General features: G+C 44.8%; 23 protein-coding genes. 11 read left to right on the top strand and 12 right to left on the bottom strand.

Features of this window, described 5'->3' with window-relative positions; genetic code table 11:
• Window positions 1-55 precede the first annotated feature (55 nt).
• From H3V12_RS02595 to H3V12_RS02585, 3 genes are all read left to right on the top strand, one after another.
• Entirely contained in the window at window positions 56-289 is a 234-nt protein-coding gene (locus tag H3V12_RS02595) for a BolA family transcriptional regulator (RefSeq protein ID WP_075870589.1), read from the top strand.
• Between the two features lie 99 nt (window positions 290-388).
• Complete coding sequence (grxD, locus tag H3V12_RS02590; protein ID WP_075870588.1) at window positions 389-721, top strand: Grx4 family monothiol glutaredoxin; 333 nt, start codon at window positions 389-391, stop codon at window positions 719-721.
• A 73-nt stretch (window positions 722-794) separates the two neighbouring features.
• A complete protein-coding gene (locus tag H3V12_RS02585; RefSeq protein ID WP_198212591.1) occupies window positions 795-2,075 on the top strand; it encodes a multidrug effflux MFS transporter in 1,281 nt (426 codons plus the stop codon).
• A 239-nt stretch (window positions 2,076-2,314) separates the two neighbouring features.
• On the opposite strand, the gene ttcA is transcribed toward H3V12_RS02585, so the two are convergent.
• From ttcA to H3V12_RS02565, 4 genes are all read right to left on the bottom strand, one after another.
• Window positions 2,315-3,148, bottom strand: a complete 834-nt coding sequence (gene ttcA / locus H3V12_RS02580; RefSeq protein WP_198212589.1) for a tRNA 2-thiocytidine(32) synthetase TtcA — start codon at window positions 3,146-3,148, stop codon at window positions 2,315-2,317.
• An 81-nt stretch (window positions 3,149-3,229) separates the two neighbouring features.
• Entirely contained in the window at window positions 3,230-3,847 is a 618-nt protein-coding gene (gene rpsD, locus H3V12_RS02575; protein WP_075870585.1) for a 30S ribosomal protein S4, read from the bottom strand.
• Window positions 3,848-4,350: 503 nt separating this feature from the next.
• Window positions 4,351-5,157: a glutamate racemase gene (gene murI / locus H3V12_RS02570; protein WP_198212587.1), complete on the bottom strand. Its 807-nt coding sequence runs from the start codon at window positions 5,155-5,157 to the stop codon at window positions 4,351-4,353.
• On the bottom strand, window positions 5,150-5,980 hold the full coding sequence (locus tag H3V12_RS02565) for an RNA methyltransferase (protein WP_198212585.1): 831 nt from the start codon (window positions 5,978-5,980) through the stop codon (window positions 5,150-5,152). The genes murI and H3V12_RS02565 overlap by 8 nt, the downstream gene beginning before the upstream one ends.
• A 936-nt stretch (window positions 5,981-6,916) precedes the next feature.
• Between H3V12_RS02565 and map the strand changes: the two genes are divergently transcribed.
• The gene (gene map / locus H3V12_RS02560) at window positions 6,917-7,747 is read left to right on the top strand and encodes a type I methionyl aminopeptidase (RefSeq protein WP_198212583.1); all 831 of its coding nucleotides are present in this window, start codon (window positions 6,917-6,919) and stop codon (window positions 7,745-7,747) included.
• A gap of 15 nt (window positions 7,748-7,762) precedes the next feature.
• Window positions 7,763-8,557, top strand: coding sequence for a DNA repair protein RadC (radC, locus tag H3V12_RS02555; protein ID WP_198212581.1), 795 nt, complete (start codon window positions 7,763-7,765; stop codon window positions 8,555-8,557).
• Between the two features lie 114 nt (window positions 8,558-8,671).
• Here radC and H3V12_RS02550 read toward each other — a convergent pair whose 3' ends face one another.
• The 5 genes from H3V12_RS02550 to H3V12_RS02530 form a co-directional block, all read right to left on the bottom strand.
• Window positions 8,672-8,884: a DUF3126 family protein gene (locus tag H3V12_RS02550; protein WP_075870580.1), complete on the bottom strand. Its 213-nt coding sequence runs from the start codon at window positions 8,882-8,884 to the stop codon at window positions 8,672-8,674.
• An 83-nt stretch (window positions 8,885-8,967) separates the two neighbouring features.
• Window positions 8,968-9,777 carry a serine O-acetyltransferase gene (gene cysE, locus H3V12_RS02545; protein WP_246787471.1) on the bottom strand — a complete coding sequence of 270 codons (810 nt, stop codon included), beginning with the start codon at window positions 9,775-9,777 and terminating at the stop codon, window positions 8,968-8,970.
• Between the two features lie 68 nt (window positions 9,778-9,845).
• The gene (locus tag H3V12_RS02540) at window positions 9,846-10,625 is read right to left on the bottom strand and encodes an alpha/beta hydrolase (protein WP_198212579.1); all 780 of its coding nucleotides are present in this window, start codon (window positions 10,623-10,625) and stop codon (window positions 9,846-9,848) included.
• 2 nt (window positions 10,626-10,627) lie between these two features.
• Window positions 10,628-11,110, bottom strand: a complete 483-nt coding sequence (locus tag H3V12_RS02535) for a DUF192 domain-containing protein (RefSeq protein ID WP_075870577.1) — start codon at window positions 11,108-11,110, stop codon at window positions 10,628-10,630.
• A gap of 88 nt (window positions 11,111-11,198) precedes the next feature.
• Window positions 11,199-11,777, bottom strand: a complete 579-nt coding sequence (locus H3V12_RS02530) for a cold-shock protein (RefSeq protein WP_075870576.1) — start codon at window positions 11,775-11,777, stop codon at window positions 11,199-11,201.
• Window positions 11,778-12,017: 240 nt separating this feature from the next.
• Here H3V12_RS02530 and H3V12_RS02525 point away from each other — a divergent pair, with 240 nt between their 5' ends.
• The 6 genes from H3V12_RS02525 to H3V12_RS02500 all read left to right on the top strand — a co-directional run bounded on the left by H3V12_RS02525 (window position 12,018) and on the right by H3V12_RS02500 (window position 17,426).
• Window positions 12,018-12,458 carry a VOC family protein gene (locus H3V12_RS02525; RefSeq protein WP_198212577.1) on the top strand — a complete coding sequence of 147 codons (441 nt, stop codon included), beginning with the start codon at window positions 12,018-12,020 and terminating at the stop codon, window positions 12,456-12,458.
• A 110-nt stretch (window positions 12,459-12,568) separates the two neighbouring features.
• Window positions 12,569-13,702: an ABC transporter substrate-binding protein gene (locus tag H3V12_RS02520; RefSeq protein ID WP_198212575.1), complete on the top strand. Its 1,134-nt coding sequence runs from the start codon at window positions 12,569-12,571 to the stop codon at window positions 13,700-13,702.
• Between the two features lie 113 nt (window positions 13,703-13,815).
• Window positions 13,816-14,892: a branched-chain amino acid ABC transporter permease gene (locus H3V12_RS02515; protein ID WP_075870573.1), complete on the top strand. Its 1,077-nt coding sequence runs from the start codon at window positions 13,816-13,818 to the stop codon at window positions 14,890-14,892.
• Window positions 14,892-15,950, top strand: a complete 1,059-nt coding sequence (locus tag H3V12_RS02510; RefSeq protein ID WP_075870572.1) for a branched-chain amino acid ABC transporter permease — start codon at window positions 14,892-14,894, stop codon at window positions 15,948-15,950. The genes H3V12_RS02515 and H3V12_RS02510 overlap by 1 nt, the downstream gene beginning before the upstream one ends.
• On the top strand, window positions 15,947-16,729 hold the full coding sequence (locus H3V12_RS02505) for an ABC transporter ATP-binding protein (RefSeq protein WP_075870571.1): 783 nt from the start codon (window positions 15,947-15,949) through the stop codon (window positions 16,727-16,729). The genes H3V12_RS02510 and H3V12_RS02505 overlap by 4 nt, the downstream gene beginning before the upstream one ends.
• Window positions 16,716-17,426 carry an ABC transporter ATP-binding protein gene (locus H3V12_RS02500; protein ID WP_198212573.1) on the top strand — a complete coding sequence of 237 codons (711 nt, stop codon included), beginning with the start codon at window positions 16,716-16,718 and terminating at the stop codon, window positions 17,424-17,426. Before H3V12_RS02505 ends, H3V12_RS02500 begins: the two co-directional genes overlap by 14 nt.
• Before the next feature lie 618 nt (window positions 17,427-18,044).
• Here the strand turns inward: H3V12_RS02500 and gatA are convergent.
• The 3 genes from gatA to H3V12_RS02485 all read right to left on the bottom strand — a co-directional run bounded on the left by gatA (window position 18,045) and on the right by H3V12_RS02485 (window position 21,240).
• A complete protein-coding gene (gene gatA, locus H3V12_RS02495; protein WP_198212571.1) occupies window positions 18,045-19,526 on the bottom strand; it encodes an Asp-tRNA(Asn)/Glu-tRNA(Gln) amidotransferase subunit GatA in 1,482 nt (493 codons plus the stop codon).
• Between the two features lie 30 nt (window positions 19,527-19,556).
• Complete coding sequence (gatC, locus tag H3V12_RS02490; protein WP_075870568.1) at window positions 19,557-19,844, bottom strand: Asp-tRNA(Asn)/Glu-tRNA(Gln) amidotransferase subunit GatC; 288 nt, start codon at window positions 19,842-19,844, stop codon at window positions 19,557-19,559.
• 610 nt (window positions 19,845-20,454) lie between these two features.
• On the bottom strand, window positions 20,455-21,240 hold the full coding sequence (locus H3V12_RS02485) for a hypothetical protein (protein WP_198212569.1): 786 nt from the start codon (window positions 21,238-21,240) through the stop codon (window positions 20,455-20,457).
• Window positions 21,241-21,513 lie beyond the last annotated feature (273 nt).

Raw genomic sequence — 21,513 nt, 5'->3', positions numbered from 1 at the left:
GATTACAAACCTGGCTTGTGCTATTCTTTAAGTCCGAAAATATAGGAGATGCATTATGGCAATGGACGCACATGAGATTGAAAAGCTCATTCGTGATGGTATTCCCGATGCCAAAGTGACAATCCGCGATCTTGCCGGTGATGGAGAGCATTATGCAGCCGAAGTTGTTGCTGAAAGCTTCCGCGGTAAAAATCGCGTCCAGCAACACCAGATGGTCTACAATGCTTTGAAAGGCAATATGGGAGGCGTTCTCCATGCACTTGCCTTACAGACCAGTGTGCCGGATTGAACCACATCAGTATGAAGGGACTTGTTTCGCTTCTGCTTTAACCATACATATAAATCGATTTTTCGACAGCCTTAAAAGGCTTAGACGGAAGGAAAAGAAATGACCGCTGCACGCGATTTTATTGATAACGAAGTCAAGTCCAATGACATCGTGCTTTTCATGAAGGGTACACCGGGGTTTCCACAATGCGGATTTTCCGGGCAGGTTGTCCAGATTCTGGATTATCTCGGTCTTGATTACAAAGGCGTGAATGTACTGACATCCGACGAACTGCGTCAGGCTATTAAAGATTATTCAAACTGGCCAACGATTCCGCAACTCTATGTTAAAGGCGAATTTGTCGGCGGCTGTGATATTATTCGGGAAATGTTCCAGAACGGGGAATTGCAGAATTTTCTTGAAGAGAAAGGTATAGCTGTTAAAACTGCGTGAAATCACATTAAGACTATTGCAGTTTAATCATTGTGCCGGTCTTAAAGATCGGCACTTTTGTTATAGGGAACTCATGTCACATCATTTGAGCGAACGGCAGCATATAGATGCGGTAAAAGCTACTCTCGGCTACAAAGAATTTATCGTCATGATTGCAACACTCATGGCAACCAATGCGATAGCCATTGACATCATGTTGCCTGCGATGAGTGATATGTCTCTTAGCCTGAAAATGTCTGGCCAGAACGACCAGCATTATATTATTTTTTCCTATCTTGTCGGCTTCGGTTTGTCGCAATTGTTGTTTGGTCCTATAAGTGACCGTTATGGCCGACGCAAGCCTATTATTGCCGGTTTGATATTCTATTCCCTCTCTTCTGCTGCATGTGCATTCGCTCCGAATTTCGGATGGCTATTGGCTTTGCGTGCTATTCAAGGAATTGGTGCGGCCGCGACCCGTGTCCTAACCATTTCAATTGTGCGGGATATTTATGGTGGTCGTCAAATGGCCGAGGTTATGTCCATTGTCATGATGGTCTTCATGATCGTACCGGTCGTCGCCCCCGCAGTCGGTCAGGCCATTATGTTTTTTGGCCATTGGCAACTTATCTTTCTATTCATGGCAATCGCAGGAATAGCCATCGCAATCTGGGTCTATTTTCGTCTTCCCGAAACTTTATATGAGAATCGTCCCCTTACATTTTCCTCTGTCGGAGAAAGCCTTTGGATGGTTGTCTCGAACCGCGTGTCGCTTTGTTATACATTGGCGTTCTCACTGGTTCTTGGTGGTCTCTTCTGTACTCTTAATACCTCGCAACAGATTTATGATGGCATATATCATTTGGGCCCCTGGTTTCCTGCAGCTTTCGCACTTGTCGCAGCGTTCCAGGCGCTTTCTTCCTTTCTGAATTCGCTGTTTGTCGGTCGTTTCGGAATGCGTAAAATTTCTCACACATTGCTACTGATTTTCTGCATTGCTTCTTTAGTCTGGTTTATTGGCTCGATATACGGGGGAGGAGCAACTCCATTCAGTTATTTTATGCTGTTGCTCGTCATCATTATGTTTTCTTATGGCGGGCTTGGCGCCAATTTCAATTCCCTTGCTATGGAGCCCCTCGGCAAGGTTGCTGGAACTGCCTCTTCTGTATTCGGTTTTTTACAAACAATTATCGGCGCCGGATTGGGGTTCATTATTGCCCAACAGTTTGATGGTACAACCATCCCGATTGCAGGCGGTTTTTTCCTTCTCTCATGCGGGTCAATTTTGTTGATCCTTATTGCAGAAAAGGGAAAGTTGTTCTCGGGACATCATCATGAGTCGCACGTAACAGTTATAAAAACGGATGATAAATGAAGGTCTTCCGATCATTTTTACATCTGTCGAGGTTAATTTTCCGGATCGGGTTCCATCCATATTCTTGATATGAGTTAATCTAGAAGACGTTTAATGAACCAATTATTGTCACGGGGATGTCATTCATCATCCGTCTATTCACATCCATTTTTAATTCGAATTGGATGCAAACCGTCATTATTCGAAGCCGTTAACTTGCAACAAGCGAACGATCTTTATCGTAAGTAAAAGTGAGCGATTCAAAAAGCACTGAAATCAAAGATTTTTTTATCTAAAAGATGACTTGGACGAACATTCGTCAAAGCACGGATCATCGTATCTTTGCGGCCAGGCATTTTTGCTTCGATATCATTCAACATTTTTTTCATTGCGTTACGCTGAAGACCATCCTGACTGCCGCAGAGGTTACAAGGAATAATCGGAAAACGCATGGCTTCAGCAAATTTGGCGAGGTCTTCTTCTGCCGCGTAAACAAGCGGGCGCAAAACCAGCATATCACCTTCATCATTGACGAGCTTGCCCGGCATTGCTGCTAATCGACCACCATGAAACAGATTCATAAAAAATGTTTCCAGCACATCATCACGATGGTGGCCAAGAACCAAAGCCGAACATCCTTCTTCGCGTGCAATCCGGTAGAGATTACCGCGGCGCAAACGCGAACAAAGAGAACAATAGGTTTGTGTATTATCCAGTTTTTCGGTGACTATTGAATATGTATCCTGATATTCAATCCGGTAGGGAATCTCGTAATGTTCCAAAAAATCCGGCAATACATTTTTTGGAAAACCGGGTTGCCCTTGGTCAAGATTGCAGGCCAAAATATCTACTGGTAGTAAACCGCGCCACTTCAAATCCAGAAGTAAAGCAAGTAGACCATAGGAATCCTTGCCACCGGACAAGGCAACAAGCCATTTCTGTCCCGGTTTAATCATTGAAAAATCATCCAATGCTTGACGCATATGCCGCAGCAAACGTTTTCTCAGTTTATTGAATTCTACTGTTGAAGGTGCATCGCGAAATAGCGGATGGCAACCATCTACAGCATCGTCGATATCATTCAGCTCGGCCATCTCACCTTCCTTCAAAATATGTCGCAAACAAAAACAGGGAGCCGATGGGCTCCCTGCTTGAACAGATTATCTGATTCACGATTAACGTGAATAAAATTCGACGACAAGATTCGGTTCCATCTGGACTGCATATGGAACGTCGGCAAAAGCCGGAATGCGTGTATAGGTTGCTTTCATCTTTGTGTGATCTGCTTCGATGTAATCTGGAACATCTCGTTCAGGCAACTGTGTTGCCTCAAGAACGAGTGCCAATTGCTTCGACTTTTCACGAACCTCAATCACATCGCCGGGCTTGCAACGGTATGACTGGATGTTGGTACGACGACCATTTACATTTACATGACCGTGGTTGATGAACTGACGTGCAGCAAAGATTGTCGGAACGAACTTTGCACGATAAACGATTGCATCAAGACGTGATTCGAGAAGACCGATCAGATTTTCGCCGGTATCACCACGGCGACGACCTGCTTCTTCATAGATACGGTGGAATTGTTTTTCCGAAATATCGCCATAGAAACCTTTCAGTTTCTGCTTGGCACGCAATTGGGTGCCATAGTCGGAAAGCTTGCCTTTACGGCGTTGGCCATGTTGACCCGGGCCATATTCACGACGGTTAACCGGCGATTTCGGCCGGCCCCAGATATTTTCGCCCATACGGCGGTCAATTTTATATTTCGTAGTTTCGCGCTTGCTCATCGCATTTCCTTAAGATCGAATAAAAGGCAAATTACTGCCTCAGGGAAACGCGCCCTCCTCTGCCCATAAAATTTCATGGACTGACAGGACAAATCGCGCACGCTTTGCGCAAATGTCCACGGGACACGTCGGTTAAAGCTTTATCGTCAACCGAAAAAACTTGTGGGCTTCTTTAATTAAATTATCAGCCGAAGTCAAGCGGACGGACCAATATCCGTTGAAAAACAGCGGCGATTTCCTGCAAATTTTGGTACAATACAAAAAGTATTCAGTAATTTTGGTTTCAAAAACAATTTTATAGTCGTGGCGTGTGCCTGAATGCAGGTTGAAACATTCAAAACCGTTTTACCTGCTAACCTGAATTAGCTGCGATCTCTATTGGGCCCTGCTTGCTTCCTCTTCAATGTTAACGGAGCCAGTCCTAACGGATACGATCTTGTGCTTTATCCCTCCATTCAACGCGGCACAAAACTGTGCGCTAGCCCGATTCTAAAAGTCGATGGTCACTCTTGACCAAGCGGCGTCAAACGCAAACCGAATCCGTGAAGTAATCTGTTGGTCGCATAATCGGTTCTGCCCGAAGTAAAGTGTGCAAGATCCAGATGTTCGGTAAGAGTTTGGACCTGATCGGCATCCGGTAACAAAGATAATGCACGTTTTGCTACTGCTTCTGCCGGATCGATCCAGTCAACCGGCCACTTAGCGTTTTTTCGGAACAAATTGACCAGAAACGGATAATGGGTGCAGGCAAGTACAACAATGTCTGTATGATGACCATCTTTTTCTACAAAGCACGGCGCTATCTCTTCCTTCAGAGAAGCGCGATCAACCGGCTTCCTTCTTAAATAATCTTCTGCAAAGCCCGCAAGTTTGGCACTTCCAACCAGTCGGACATGACATTTCGATGCAAAAGACGAAATAAGGTCATGCGTATAGGCGCGTTTGACAGTTCCAGGCGTCGCCAACACCGATATCAAACCCGAACGGGTCTGCTCGGCAGCCGGTTTGATTGCAGGAACTGTCCCGATAAAAGGAACATCAGGATGAGCACGGCGCAAATCCTTTAAAACCAATGTTGATGCCGTATTGCATGCAACAATGCACAAAACAGGATGATAAAGGTCAAGCAGTTTCGCAAATAGTTCGATAATATGGGCTTTAAGTGCATCTTCTTCCCAATTTCCGTAGGGAAAAGCTGCGTCGTCAGCTATATAGATAAATTTGCGATCGGGAATAAAAATACGAGTCTCACGTAAAACCGTAAGACCGCCGATGCCACTGTCAAAAAACAGTATAGGGTGTTCACTCATCTTTTTTATCAATATCCTTCGCACGTTTACGGTGATCAGGCGACCCGGCACCGCGTGGCAATTTCGGTGAAAAATGGTCCAGCGACGCAACTACGCCACGCAACAGTCGAACTTCCGGCTCGCTAAACGCTGCACGTGTCAAAACTGACCGTAAGTTCTCTGCCATGATTTCCTTGCGTTCTTTCGGGCGAAAATACCCGCGAATATCCAACGCCTCTTCCAATTGATCAAAAAGGCCATAAAGGGTGGCTTTATGCGCCGGTTCCATCTCTTCGTTACGAAAAGCTGTATCGGTTTGTTTTTCGAGACCGGATTTCATCCATTCGTAAGACATAAGCAAGACCGCTTGTGCAATATTGAGAGAAGCAAATGCAGGATTAACAGGAAAAGTCACAATTTCATCCGACAAACTGATTTCTTCATTATTCAGCCCCCACCTTTCGCGACCGAAAAGTATAGCTGTCCGCTCTCCCGACGATTCTTTTATTCTTAACGTTTCTGCAGCTTCTACTGCACTTCTTACCGGTTTGAAACCGTCACGCTCTCGAGCTGTCGTGGCAAAGACAAAATTGATATCCGAAATGGCCTCTCTCAACGTATCATAAACGCGTGCGCCATTAATTATGTGATCGGCTTTGCTAGCGGTTGCGATAGCTTTATCGTTCGGGAATTCTTCGCGTGGATGAACAAGGCGCAGTTCCGACAAACCGAAATTGGCCATTGCACGTGCTACCATACCGATATTTTCCGGCAATTGTGGCTCGACCAATACGATGACGGGGCCACCTGTCATATTTTCTCTTTTTCTATCTGTTCCAGCCATTTTATTCACTTCTCTGGTTTTGATGCCTTTTAGTGCGTCTTTCAAGGAACCTCAACCAAACATTAACTTTAATTTCAAAAAGAACCTGAAATTGCCTTTTTCATGCCTAAATCCGGTCATCTTTGCGATTGATATAAACGTCGTAAAGCCTGTTGCTGAAGGGGGTTCACGGAAAATGAATATTGAACTTAAGACCACAATTACTCTTATGGCGGTCGCAATTGTCACGACGATTATGGTTTTTTGTGCAAATATGACAATCAGCGATCTTTTAGCTGCGCTCTGATTTGGCTGACTATTTCTCCCCTCAACGTTGAAGCAGCTTCCTGTTTCCAAGCTCTCGACTTTGCTGATCAGTTTGGTATCCCGCAGCTTTATACCATGTTTTCATTAAGAGCCTTAACATGAGCTTTATTTTATAGAACAATACAGCCAAAATCGGGTTCGCATAAATTTCCTCCCCATCCAAAAGCCGGTTATCGCGGCATAATAATACGTTTTGCTACAAACGGTTTCCAATTTAGTTCGATTTTGATCAGTTTCTGTTGCCTGAATATAATTGCGTTTCCTCTGAATATCTGATCTCTTGATCTTTTGTCGGCTGGTCGTTGAATCCAAAAACGGTATTTCAAGTTCATATTGAAAAAATATCTGTAGACAGACGAAATCCCGTGCCGGTCAAAAATACGTTATTCTGCGTTCAATTCATAATTCTCACTTATAAATATCGTGCAATCAGCTTCATCACCGGCTATGCTCTTTGTGATTCAATGGGAAGATGATAATTTGAATGTGCCTTCTTCAGGAATTCACACTACATTGGTTCCGTTGGAAGCGAGAGCTGAAAATTGGCCAATGGAATATTAACTCGATATTCCGGATACGTAAATTTGTGACACGTATGGTCGATGTCAAAGGATAGAAACAGTTAGGCAAATGGTTAGTTACGTCAATTATAAAGATGCACCGGTAAAATACACCGGACAAATTCGTATTTACGATGAAGAAGCTTTTGTGGGAATGCGCAAAATCGGCCGGATAGCGGCAGAATGTCTTGATGCATTGGTCGATATTATCAAACCCGGCGTGACGACTCAGGAAATTGACGACTTCGTTTTTGCTTATGGGGCAGATCGGGATGCCCTGCCCGCAGACCTCAACTATCGCGGTTATACCAAATCATGTTGCACATCGATCAATCACGTTGTCTGTCACGGAATTCCGGAAAATAAACAGCTTCATGCCGGTGATATTGTCAATGTCGATGTTACATTCATTAAAGATGGCTGGCACGGCGATACCAGCCGTATGTATCCGGTAGGCCCGTTAAAAAGAGCTTCCGAACGTTTACTCGAAGTCACACATGAATCTCTTATGCGTGGCATCGCCGCAGTTAAACCTGGCGCCACGGTCGGTGATATTGGTGCTGCAATCCAGCGTTACGCGGAATCGGAACGTTGTTCTGTTGTACGTGATTTTTGCGGCCACGGCGTTGGTCTTATATTCCATGATGCTCCCAACATCCTCCACTATGGAAAGCCCGGTGAAGGACCGGAATTGCGCGAGGGAATGATGTTTACAATCGAGCCCATGATCAATCTCGGAAAACCGGGGGTCAAAATACTCAATGATGGATGGACTGCTGTGACGAGAGACCGTTCACTATCGGCGCAATATGAGCACACAATGGCTATTACAAAAAATGGTTGCGAGATATTCACACTTTCGCAAAACAACACTTTTTATGTGCCGGTAACCGGAGCATAAAAAGGCGCCTCCATCATGGGAAAAAATACGGATAAAAATGAATTTGCCGAAAAAATGATGGCGGCTTTATTATCCGGTTCCCATCAGGATAAAGCGAAAACAATAAGAGGGAACCGGTCAGCTAGTAAACAAAACACATCTGCTGACACAAAGGGACATCGGGAACGCTTGAGGCAACGTTATTTCGATACGAAAGGCGTTGGTTTTCCTGATTATGAATATCTGGAACTTTTATTGTTCCGCTCTATCCCTCGTGCCGACACAAAACCTTTGGCCAAAGCGTTGCTAAACCGCTTTGGCAATCTTGCCGATGTGCTCGGCGCAGATATCAATCTTCTGCAAGAGGTTCAAGGGTGTGGTCCCGCTGTGGCGCGCGACCTTAAGATCCTTGCGGGTATCAGCGAACGTGTAAACCGTGCAGAACTTCACAAACGTGATGTTTTTTCGTCTTGGGACAAAGTTTTAGCTTACTGTAAAGCAGCCCTTGCGCAAGAAACACGCGAACAATTCCGTGTACTTTTTCTGGATAAAAAAAACGGCCTTATTGCGGATGAAATCCAGCAAGTCGGTACGGTAGATCACACGCCGGTCTATCCAAGGGAAGTAGTGAAACGTGCTTTGCAGCTTTCTGCCAGCGCACTTATCCTCGTCCACAACCACCCTTCAGGAGATCCAACGCCGTCGCGCGAAGATATTTCAATGACACATGTGGTCAAAGATGTTGCCAACGCTTTGGGAATTACTGTTCACGACCATATCATCATAGCCCGTAACGGATATACGAGCTTCAGGGCACAAAAGTTGCTTTAGCCCGGGTAAAAAGATTACATCGGGCAGAGAATACAAAAGGCCGTTAAATAGTTTAGCGACCCTTCCAGTCACAACCGGAAATTTAATCGTAAAAACAAAGGTTAAGACTATCGACTATTCGTCAAGGTCGATATCAAGAATTGCCATCGAGAAATTATATGACAATTCTCCTTCATCCTCGTCGCGATAAATGACCCCGAGAAATTCATCATCAAGGTAAACCTCGCAAGAATCATCCTTACGTGGTCTTGGTTTTACGTGCAGTGACTGGTTTTGAAATTTGCGCTTAAAGTAGCCATCAAGTTTCTTGATTTCGTCCGGCTTCACAGCGTTCTCCTAAAATTGCAACGGTTAAACAGACTGCCAGATAAGGCAGGACCCGACTTCTGTAAAGATGTCGGCTCGTTATTTCACTCATTAATTGATTGATCCATGCTTAATGCCGGCTCTCGATCTTCTATCTTTCCAACCACTTTCGCAGGAACACCGGCAACAGTAGTATAAGCTTCAACCGGTTTCAGCACAACCGAACAAGCTGCAATCTTTGCACAATCGCCGACCGTTATGTTGCCAAGCACTTTGGCACCGGCGCCAATTAGCACCCCATGACCAATCTTGGGGTGCCGATCGCCCGATTCTTTACCTGTCCCACCTAACGTAACATCCTGCAATATGGAGACGTTATCACCAACAACAGCAGTTTCACCGACAACAAATCCTGTCGCATGATCAAGGAAAATACCTTTCCCAAGCCGGGCTGCCGGATGAATATCCGTTTGAAAAATACTGGATGAACGCCCTTGCAAAAATAAGGCAAGGTCTTTTCTGCCTATAAGCCACAAATTATGGGCAAAACGGTGGGACTGGATTGCCAAAAAACCTTTCAGATAGAGTACCGGCTCAATGAACCGGTTACATGCCGGATCACGATGAAAAACCGCAGATATATCGCGGGCAATAATTTCTTCCAGATCCTTTATACCGCCAATCTGTTCGTTAAAGATTTGATTGAGTATCTCTTCGTTGAGTTCCCTCGTCCAGAGCCTTGCTGCCACGCGACCGGCAATCATTTCGGAAAGGCTTTGATGATCAAGAATTGCGTGCTGGAAAAATACACTCAATGCAGGATCCTGTTCCTGTGCTTCCATTGCTTCTTGCTTGAGACTTTCAAGAAGCAAGCCAGCGTCGATAGCCTCACCCTTTTGTTCACAGCACGGCAATTTTATTCCCTTTCCCTGTATTCAGGATGGAAAATCCGAGATCGACACCATCCGTTGCATAAATGCGATCAAGGTAGACTAATCGGATGCTTTGCAAGAAAGCTGATAACACCTTTTTTATAGACCGGATCGCCAACAGCCAGCATATGATCACGATTCGGAATGATCAATGCTTCACCATGTGGTAACAAAGCCACGAGCGGCTCGGCATCACCAGATATTTCATCCAATGTACCAACGGCAACCAAGGCAGGTTGTTTTATTGAATGAACCTGAGCTGCCGTCAACTCCTGTTTCGATGTAATGACACATGCTGCAAGTGCCTTACGGTCGCTTTTTGTTCTGTCGGCAAAGGTTCTGAACATCAAACCGCGTTTATTGGTAATTTTCGAAACATCGTCGGCAAGAAGCGCTTCAGCAACCGGCTCCCAATTACCTGCGCCCGTAACCATACCGATTCCCAATCCTCCGAATATCGCGCTATTGACATAATCCGGATATAGGATCGACATATAGGCAGTTATTCTGGCTCCCATTGAATAACCCATAATCTGGGCTTTTTTAATACCGAGATGGTCAAGCAACGCAACCGCATCTCCTGCCATTGCCTGGGGCGTATAAACCTTTGGGTCATGACTTTTATCAGAAAAACCATGGCCGCGATTATCAATGGCAATTACACGATATCCGGCTTCGTTCAATGCACGAAACCACCCCGGTGCATACCAATTTACATAGGATGAGGACGCAAAACCGTGGATTAATAAGACGGGATCTCCTTCTCCTTCTTCCCGATAGGCCAGTTTGAACCCCTCATGATTGAAATATTGAACGTCCTCTGCATTCATTTTTAATCCACCTTACATCCACCACATATCGCAGGATGAAACACCCTGTCGCCAACTTTGATCCTGTTTTTTTGCACGTCACCAGCATTCACTTCGATTGTAAAGGCTGCGAACACGTGTGAAGATACAATTTTAGTTGAGTAAGGTATGGTGTTTTGGGTAATGGATTCAATTATGCCGTTTTCGTCCAGAAACAACATATCAAGAGGAAGAGGTGTGTTGGCCATCCACATTGTCACGATACGTTTTTCGGGAAAAACAAACAACATGGCACGGTTAGCCGGAAAATCGGTCCGATACATCAAACCCGATTCATTTTGTTGAGGTGTTTTTGCAACCTCTACATCATAAGAAATTTTACCAGTCCCGGTGATGATAACGAGGGGCGCCGGATCAACCGGTAACCGCATGGGTTCTTCCGAATAAGCGTTCGAACTTAGACCAAATATCAGAAATATAAGTCCGACAAAAAACCTCTTCATCATTAGCCTACTTCCAACTGGGCTTAAACGGTAAACAGTCTGACAGTAACCGGCAACAACTCGTCGCAAAACGAAAAATAGAAAAGATTGTTTAATGTGTTGGAAAAGGTATCGCAATGTCGGGATGGATTTCCGCGGCCATCAGACCTTTTTCACCTCGCCCGAAACGAACCAGAACAACCTGCCCCGGACGCAATTCCGCAAGACCGAAACGACGGAGCGTTTCCATATGGATAAATATATCTTCAGTCCCCTCGCCGCGGGTGAGAAAGCCGAACCCCTTCTCGCGATTGAACCATTTGACAATTGCGCGTTCCAAACCGCTTTCGGCTTTTACAACCACATGCGTGCGAGCCGGTAATTCTGATGGATGTACCGCTGTAGAAAGGTCAATTGATTTGACCTGGATGCACTGCAGCCCCCGCTCACCTTTTTTGACCAGACATACAATGCGTGCACCTTCCAGTGCAGTGTGAAAACCGTCACGTCTCATCACAGTTACATGGAGGAGGATATCCGGAACACCGGCAATATCCGGCACGATGAAACCATAACCCTTGCTAACATCGAACCATTTGATGGTGCCACTCACTTCGGCAACATCTGTTGCTGCTGTTTCAGAACTATCTTGAGATGGAAGGCAGCCTTCCTCTAAATCATCGCTCGCCATAATTCTCACAGTCCTGTCAATATCTTCTAATCACGAATGATTCTCTTGAACTCCAGTAAATATTGTTCACTCATTGCGACGCAAGCCCCGAGAACAGGATTTCCCCAAATTGTCGACGCCTGCATAAAGAAAATCACCTGGTTTCGTTTTTTACCCCCGATTGCGATGAATGTCAGTCATGATATTCACTTTGGTTGCAAAAACCGGTAAAACTTGAAAATCAAAGAAAGTGAGAAAAATATGCGTTATCTACACACAATGGTTCGCGTCAAAGACCTCGAACAATCACTCCATTTCTACTGCGATATTTTCGGCCTTGAGGAAACACGGAGGATAGAAAATGAAAAAGGACGTTTTACACTAATCTATCTGGCAGCCGCTGAAGATGTAAATACGGCTCATTCTCACCACTCTCCGGAACTTGAACTTACTTATAACTGGGACAAGGAAGACTATCAGGGGGGGCGTAATTTCGGGCATTTGGCCTATGAAGTCGACAATATTTACGAGACTTGTAAAAATTTGGCCGATCAGGGAATCGTCATCAATCGGCCGCCCCGCGACGGTCATATGGCATTTATTAAATCACCAGACGGTATCTCCATCGAGCTCTTACAAAAAGGCGAGAAACTTGCACCGCAAGAACCATGGGTTTCCATGAAGAATACTGGAACATGGTAAAACTCGACGTGAGTTTAAAATATAAACGGATTTTGTCACTGTAACTTGTAACGTAAGTCAGTTTATATTATGAAATTACTATAAATAATAAAACAGAGGGATAAACAAACATGGCTTTCAAGCAATTGATTGCAGCAGTGATTGCTGCCACAGCACTGAATTTCAGTGCTCTCGCCGAAGACCCTATCAAAATAGGGGTATTTCTTCCACTGACAGGGCAAAACGCATTCGGAGGACAACTGGAGCTTGAAGGCGTCGAGCTAGCCAACAAAATCAAGCCGGAAGTGCTCGGACACAAAGTCGAACTTGTCGTTGTTGATAACAAATCCGACAAAGTAGAAGCTGCAAACGCTGTAATGAGACTTACTGCTTCCGATAAAGTCAACGGCATTATCGGAACTTATGGCTCGTCTTTGGCACTTGCTGGTGGCGAAGTTTCGGAGCCTGCAAAAACACCAGCAATCGCGACATCTGCAACCAACCCGCTCGTTACCCAAGGCAAAAAATATTATTTCCGTGCATGCTTTATTGACCCCTATCAGGGCGCTGGAGCAGCAACATATGCTTTCAATACGTTACACGCCAAAAAAGCGGCCATTCTGAAAGATGTTTCCAACGATTATGCAATCGGCCTTGCAAATTTCTTCGATACCTCGTTCAAAAAACTTGGCGGCGAAGTTGTAGCAAACCTCAATTATAATTCGGGTGACCAGGATTTTTCGGCAGCCCTCACCCAGATTATCGCCGAACAACCGGATGTCCTTTTCATTCCGGCTTACTTTGCTGAAGGTGCGATTATCCTGAAACAGGCTCGTGAACTTGGTGCAACTTTCCGGATTATGGGCGGCGACGCCATGGATAATCCTGAAACAGTTACAATCGGTGGAAGTGCTGCCGAAGGTTTTCTTCACACAACTTTCCCTTATGACGCAAATATGCCGAATATGCCTAAAGCAGCAGCTGAATTCACCAAGGATTGGAAAGCAACCTACCCTAACAAGGAACCGAACGTAAATGCGGTTCTCGGCTACACTGCCTACATGATGTTTATGCAGGCTATTGAGAAAGCCGGTAGCGGCGACCGCGAAGCGATTACGTCCGAACTTGCAAAGCTCAAAGACTTCGAAACACCGATCGGAGCTATGACTATGGATAAAAACCATAATCCTGAAATTCCGATCGGCGTTATCGAGATCAAGGATGGAAAACGCGTTTATCTCGGTGAGGTTAAACCCGCTCTATAAACGAAAAACCTGTTAAAAAACAATCATCCGGCCGAATAAAACTCGACCGAATGATTGAAGTTATATATGGAGCTTCTCCACTCAACCCTCTATGACATCTGGAAGGCTTAGACATGAGCACGGAAATGTTCATCCAACATTTCTTTAATGCTTTGGCGTTAGGGGCGCTTTATGGTCTGATAGCCATTGGCTACACAATGGTTTACGGCATCTTACGCCTTATCAATTTCGCGCATGGCGACATTTTTATGCTTGGCGCCTATTTTGTTTTTTTCTCTACTATAAGTTTCATGCCTGCCTGGGCGGCAGTGCTTCTGATTATACTCGCTATTCTTGTTTATTATTCCGTCTTCATCGGCTTTAAAACACGCATTAAATCCTATTGGGCAGCACTTTTCATTATTCTTATTCTGGCACTTGCCTATTACAGTTTTATTCATCCGCAGGATTTTACACCTATCTGGCTACTTGCCGTCTGTTTTGCGGTCTTTGTTACCAGTGCCGGAGGTATCGCAGTCGACCGTATCGCTTACCGTCCTTTACGCGATGCCCCGCGTATTTCAGCGCTTATCAGTGCAATCGGCATGTCGTTTCTTATCGAGAATCTCGCAACCGTTTTGTTCACTGGCGTGCCAAAAAGCGTCAAACAACCCGAACTGCTGGTAACTCCTATCCAATGGCATTTTGGAGAAGGTGCTCAAGGTATCATCCGCATCGTTCCAATGGCTCTGATCGTTCCCATTGTTTCACTATTGCTTGTTGTTCTTCTCTTGTGGATTATCAATAAAACCAAACCGGGTTTGGCCATGCGAGCAATTTCTCGCGATATCGAAACCACCCGATTGATGGGCGTTTCTGTAGATAAGATTATTGCATTTACGTTCGGCCTCGGATCTGCCCTTGCTGCAATAGCCGGTATCATGTGGGCACTCAGATACCCTCAAATCAACCCGTATATGGGGGTTATTCCCGGGTTAAAAGCGTTCATTGCCGCAGTTATTGGTGGTATCGGTTCTGTTGAAGGTGCAATGCTTGGAGGATTGCTTTTAGGTTTTATAGAAATCATGATCATCGCATTTTTCCCGTCACTTTCCGGCTACCGTGATGCGTTTGCTTTTATCATGCTCATCATGATCCTGCTCGTCATGCCGACTGGACTTATGGGTAAGAAAAGCGAGGAAAAAATTTGATGTCAAAATCCTCACAAATTATCCTTTCACTGATTTCGATCGGCTGCCTTATTGCGTTTTTGTTTTATGCGCAGAACCATTTTGATGCTTATACCGTGCGCATTTTGAACCTCATTGCAATCAATGCGATTCTGGCTGTATCACTCAATCTTATATATGGTTTTACCGGAATGTTCTCTTTAGGACATGCCGGATTTATGGCTATTGGCGCTTATGTTTGTGCTATCTTGCTTTTATCACCCGAACAAAAGCAGATGATGTGGATTTTGCAGCCAATGTTCGGTCCACTCCAGAATCTGCAAGTACCGTTTTTCTTTGCTGTTATTTTGGGCGGCATATGCGCTGCTGTTCTCGGCCTTGTCATTGCCCTACCGGTTTTGCGCCTGGGTGGGGATTACCTTGGCATTGCAACTCTTGGATTTGCCGAAATTATACGTGTTGTCATTACCAATGCGACGCCGATTACGAATGGCTCGCTTGGCATAAAAGGTATACCGCAATATGGCAATTTATGGTGGAACTATGGCTGGCTTGCGTTCACTGTCGCCTTTATTGTGCTGCTTTTAAAAAGCAACACAGGAAACGCTCTTTGCGCAATACGAGATGACGAGATTGCTGCAAAAACTATGGGCGTTAACACGTTTTTCTACCGGTCATTGTCTTTCACAATCGGTGCATTTTTCGCCGGCGTCGGAGGTGCACTGACTGCAGCGCTTATTTCAACAATCGATCCCAAAATGTTCAATTTTCTTTTGACATTCAATATTTTGATGATCGTTGTTGCCGGTGGCCTCGGTTCGATTACCGGTAGCATCATTGGTAGTGTCATCATTACCGTGATGCTGGAATGGTTACGCATTGTCGAGCAACCGATTAATTTCGGATTCATTCATATTCCTGGAATTCCGGGGCTTAGAATGGTCATTTTTTCGATATTGCTCATGGGCATAATCCTGTTTTGGAGAAGCGGCTTGCTCGGCACACGTGAATTTTCCTGGAATGGAATTTACCGCTTTTTCAAAAAACGTTCCGAGGTAAAGAGCGGAGATCAATCATGAGTGACACGATATTGAACCTCGATCATGTCACAATGCGCTTCGGCGGATTAACGGCAGTCAATGACATCAACATCGCTATTGAACGGGGAAGCATCGCCGGCCTCATTGGCCCTAACGGTGCCGGTAAAACCACCGTTTTCAACATGATTTCGGGCTTTTACACCCCGACAAGTGGCACAATTACATTTGACGGCAAAAAAGTCTCAGGTCTTCACCCCAATGTTGTTTGCAAACGTCATATTGCCCGCACATTCCAAAACATCCGCTTGTTTACCGGATTGAGCGTTTTGCAAAATGTCATGGTTGGGGCGCATGTGCGCCAAAAAAGCCCGTGGTTTGCTAGCGCTCTATTCATCCCTTCGGCAGTGAGAGAAGAAAAACACATTCGTGAACAAGCACTTGAACTTTTGGATCGAGTTCACCTTGCTGACCTTGCTGACCAGCCTGCAACAGCGCTCCCCTACGGTGCTCAAAGACGTCTGGAAATCGCCCGTGCTTTGGCAACCGAACCGGAATTGTTGCTTCTTGATGAACCGGCAGCCGGTATGAACCCTCAGGAGAGTGAAGAATTACGCGCCTTTATTTCAAAAATAAGGGAAGAATTCCGACTTACTATTCTGCTCATCGAACACGATATGCGCGTTGTCATGGGGCTATGTAACCGCATTTGGGTTCTGGAATATGGCGCACTTATTGCAAATGGAACTCCGGACGAAATCCGCAACAATCAAAAAGTTATCGAAGCCTATCTTGGCGGAGAAATTCATGAATATTCTTGAGATTAACGACCTTCGTGTGAATTATGGGGCAATCAAAGCCGTACAAGGCTTATCCATGTCTATCAAGGAAGGCTCGATTGTCACATTGATTGGAGCAAATGGCGCAGGAAAAAGCAGTACCGTCCGCTCGATCGCGGGGCTCAACAAATCGGTAACCGGTGAAATCATCTATAAAGGTGAAAATATCCTCGGAAAACAGCCTGAAGAAATCCTGAAAAAGGGAATTGCCTTGAGCCCCGAAGGACGACGTATCATGCCACATTTGACCGTTTTTGAAAATCTGGAACTCGGTGCTTATATCCGCAAAGACAAAGACGGAATCAAGCGGGATATCGAATGGATTTTTGATCTTTTCCCAAGGCTCCGCGAACGGTCGAAACAATTAGGCGGAACAATGTCGGGCGGCGAACAGCAGATGCTTGCGGTCGGACGGGCACTTATGAGCAATCCCGAACTTGTCATGCTTGACGAGCCGTCTTTGGGCCTTGCCCCCATTCTCGTTCAGGAAATTTTCTCTATAATCCGGAAAATCAACGAGATGGGCAAAACAGTGCTGCTTATTGAACAGAATGCATTTGCTGCATTATCGGTCGCCAACTATGCGTATATTCTGGAAGTTGGTAAAATCATTCTCGAGGGTGAAGGCAAAACTATGCTCAAAGACCCGCGGGTGAAAGCAGCTTATCTCGGGGGGTGACAATCCTGTCCCCCGTTTAACCGGCTTATCCTGAAATAAATTAGCACTCCGAATTTGACCACCATTTTTGTAATGCAACAATTAGGGCTCGATTTTTGCCAGACACGGAGTTAGCTACTCGGTTTGTTTTATCGGTATGAGAAAGTCAATCATCAGTTGTTTAGATAATTTTCGAAAGCGATGGCCTTTATCTTGATATGAAAATATTGCGAGGCTACATTGACGTTTCAATGTGGAAAATCTCGCCGGTAAAACACCGACAAACATTGAACCACACCCTAATTGAATACGTCAACAAGCCCAACTTTTTTACCGGTCTTATTTGAGAATCTTGAAAGTGTACTTAATCCCGGTTATTGACGATCTCGTATCGTTAATATTTAATTATAACAAACACTCATAACTTACTGATAATATGTGTTTTTATTGATTCAAAAATTTATCGCATCCCTAAGACCAAAGCTTTTGGACCGTTAAGCAACTGATATTTCATTCCCTTGCCACATAGCTTTCATTGTTGAATACGCGACACGTAGGCAAATAAAAACACGGCAAGGAAGTTGCCGTGTTCAACAGATTTAATAGCGAATGCCGATATGGGCAGATATCAACGATTGCTTACCACCATTTTTCGGGAGAAAACTTTCCAGCCGCCTGTTCAATAACATTGGCAGTCTGGAACAATTGTTCCTCACCAAAAGGCTTGCCAATAAGCTGCAAACCTAAAGGTAGCCCGTCCTTTGAAAGTCCGGCCGGTAAAGAAATTCCCGGAAGTCCTGCCATATTGACTGTAACCGTAAAAATATCATTGAGATACATAGCTACAGGATCGTTTTTCAGTTTTTTATCGGCAATTCCGAACGCCGCAGTAGGTGTGGCAGGAGTCAAAATAGCATCAACGCCGGCGTCAAAACATTTATCAAAATCTTGTTTGATGAGCGTGCGAACCTTTTGTGCTTTTAGATAATAGGCATCATAGTAACCGGCCGACAACACATAAGTGCCGATGAGAATACGCCGTTTGACTTCGTGGCCGAAACCTTCGGAACGCGTGTTTTCATACATTTCGATAATATCTTTGCCGGGTACCCGAAGTCCGTAACGTACACCGTCGTAGCGGGCAAGGTTGGATGATGCTTCCGCAGGTGCAACGATGTAATAGGCAGGCAATGCGTACTTGGTATGAGGAAGCGAAATATTGACGATTTCAGCCCCGGCCTCTTTCAACCAATCTATGCCTTGTTGCCAAAGTGCCGTTATCTCTTCCGACATACCGTCAACCTGATATTCCTTAGGAATACCGATTTTCATACCCCTAACCGATTTTCCGATGGATGCTTCATAATCGGGAACCGGCAGATCAACCGAAGTCGAATCCTTCTCGTCAAATGACGCCATGGATTTCAACAAAATGGCGCAATCCCGTACATCACGGCCAATGGGGCCAGCTTGATCAAGCGAAGAAGCAAAAGCGATAATTCCCCAACGCGAGCAACGTCCATAGGTTGGCTTGATGCCGACAGTACCGGTAAATGCAGCAGGTTGACGAATGGAACCGCCAGTATCGGTTGCCGTCGCACCAGCGCACAAACGAGCTGCAACAGCGGCAGCCGACCCGCCGGAAGAACCACCGGGCACCAATTTTTCTTCCGAACCTTTGGCGCGCCACGGATTGACAACGGGACCGTAATAGGATGTCTCATTGGACGATCCCATTGCAAACTCATCCATGTTGAGTTTCCCGAGCATAACCGCACCGTCAGCCCAGAGATTATTTGTTACAGTCGACTCATATTTCGGTTTGAAGTTGTCAAGGATATGAGAACACGCCTGGGTGTGGATATCATAGGTTGCGTAAAGGTCTTTCACGCCAAGCGGGATCCCTTCAAGTGCACCTGCCTTATTTTGAGCAAATCTTTCATCGGAGACTTTTGCCATCTTTCGTGCGTGATCGGCTGTTACCGAAACATAGGCATTGATAGCAGGATTGGATGCTTCAATGGCATGGATATATGCATCCGCAAGTTCGGTTGCCTTGAAGTCGCCCTTCTTAAGCGCGTCACGAGCCTCGGCTATTGTCAGCTTCGTCAAATCGGTCATATCATGCCTCAAAAATAAATATTCAAATTGCTATTCGATAACTTTTGGAACGAGGAAAAAATTGTCTTCGCTCAAAGGTGCATTGGCGACAATATCAGCCGCTTTGTTTCCGTCAGTGACCACATCTTCACGTGTACGCAAAGTCATCGGAATAACAGATGTCAAAGGCTCGACATTGTCGACATTGACTTCGTCAAGCTGCTCGACAAATCCCAAAATAGCGTTCAACTCTTTTGCCATACGTTCTGCTTCGTCATCTTTCACAGCAATGCGCGAAAGACGGGCAACACGTTTGACCGTTTTAATATCTACAGACATTAGGTAAATCCCGTATGAAAGACATTTTGTATAATGAAGCTATACAAGCCGAAGCCCTCAAGAGCAAGAAAAGACGTGCAGAAATTGAGCGTTTCACCGACTTTTGGTATTTCTAAAACTGTTTTTCCATCTGCAACGCCGAAAACGAGGCATTCCGGTCTTTGATTAAGAGAAGGAAAAGCGCTCCGATAGCATGGAATCGCGGTCTTAAAATAAGACTATATTCCAATTAAAGTCGGCGACAGCTCCCCCATGACATAAATGTTGCCAATGACAACTACCCCTATTTCTGGAGCATAAATCCGTTATCAATTTTCTATCGTCAGAGCTTTCAAACCAAGTGGTAATTGATGGTTCAGGTGGGGGCATGGTTACCCCGCGCGCAGACAAACTGTTTCGGGTAGAAGACGACAATGAGCCAGGATTTTTATAAGTTAAATCCTACTTATCCTTGATCTGTCTTTCCCATTCAAAAATCACGCAAAAAACGCCCGCTATAAGAGTGGTGACCGAGTTATTAAGATTGGCTAATCATCCTTATTGTATTGACCTTGCCGGTTATATTGATTTTGCCGGTAAACATTGAAGTTCAATTTTTAAGAATTTGATATTAATCGAAAACACGTATTTGGCCATCATTCCAAGTTCCAACATAATAACGATGCTTGAAATAGGCTAAAGCTACAGCCCCATCTAAATGATTAACGAGCAGTTTTGTTTCCCCTGTATCAACATTCACTAGCCGAACAGCCCCTGCGCCATTATCAATGACAGCAACTAAATGGTCAGAAACAGTCACAATCCCCACGCCAGGCCGATCAAAGCCGGAACCTAGCGGCTTATGAACGCCTGCTGCATTAATATGCGTTAAATTCCCGCTATATTGTGAAACGACCAAATCGCCATTAGGCAATTGTGCCACGCCAACGGGTAAGCCAAGTTTTGACGCTACTATCTTTTTTGCACCCGTTTCAACATTGACGGATACTATTTCGCCAGATGAACGATTAGTGACTAATAATTCATCGGTAATTGACCAGGCGATCCCCGTGGGAGTATGAAAACCGCTCGCGATTTTTGACGCATTACCGACGTTATCTATCTTTAAAATATAATTGTCTTGATAAGATGCAACATAGATATCATCGTTATGATCAACAACAATGCCCGCTGGAGCGCTTATGCCAGAATAAACAACTTGCTGCTTTCCTTGTGTCGTTATTTTAACGACGGAATTTCCAGACCAGTTGGTAACTAGCATTTCTCCTTCATTATTAAATGCTATGCCTGTTGGCGCGTGTAATGATGTGGCAACCACCTTTGTTTGAGCCATTCCAAATGTTCCATAAGTTAGAAAAATAAGTAAAAAAGCAATTTTTATGAAGCTTTTTTTCATCGTTGTTTTCCGCCAAAAAATATTATTTAGCTGGTTGGTTTTCAGGAATATTGCCCGGATAAGGTAAAACGCTGTTTTTCATAAAAAATGAAAAGTCTTTTGTACTGCTCCCAACGATAGTATATTTACTGTCATAAAGCGTTAGTCAAAATCCGGCCATCTGATAATCCGTCACATTGTTAGCAAACTTTCGATACCCGATCTTTGTTGCTGCTGGTGCAAGCTCTTTAGCGTTTAAATGCATTGGTTGCTTTTACCGCATACGATAATCCT

The sequence above is a fragment of the Bartonella sp. W8167 genome, assembly GCF_016100335.1.
Taxonomy (GTDB): Bacteria; Pseudomonadota; Alphaproteobacteria; order Rhizobiales; family Rhizobiaceae; genus Bartonella; species Bartonella apis.
Note: the sequence above shows the minus strand (reverse complement) of the source record. Positions and strands in the feature narration are given on the sequence as shown.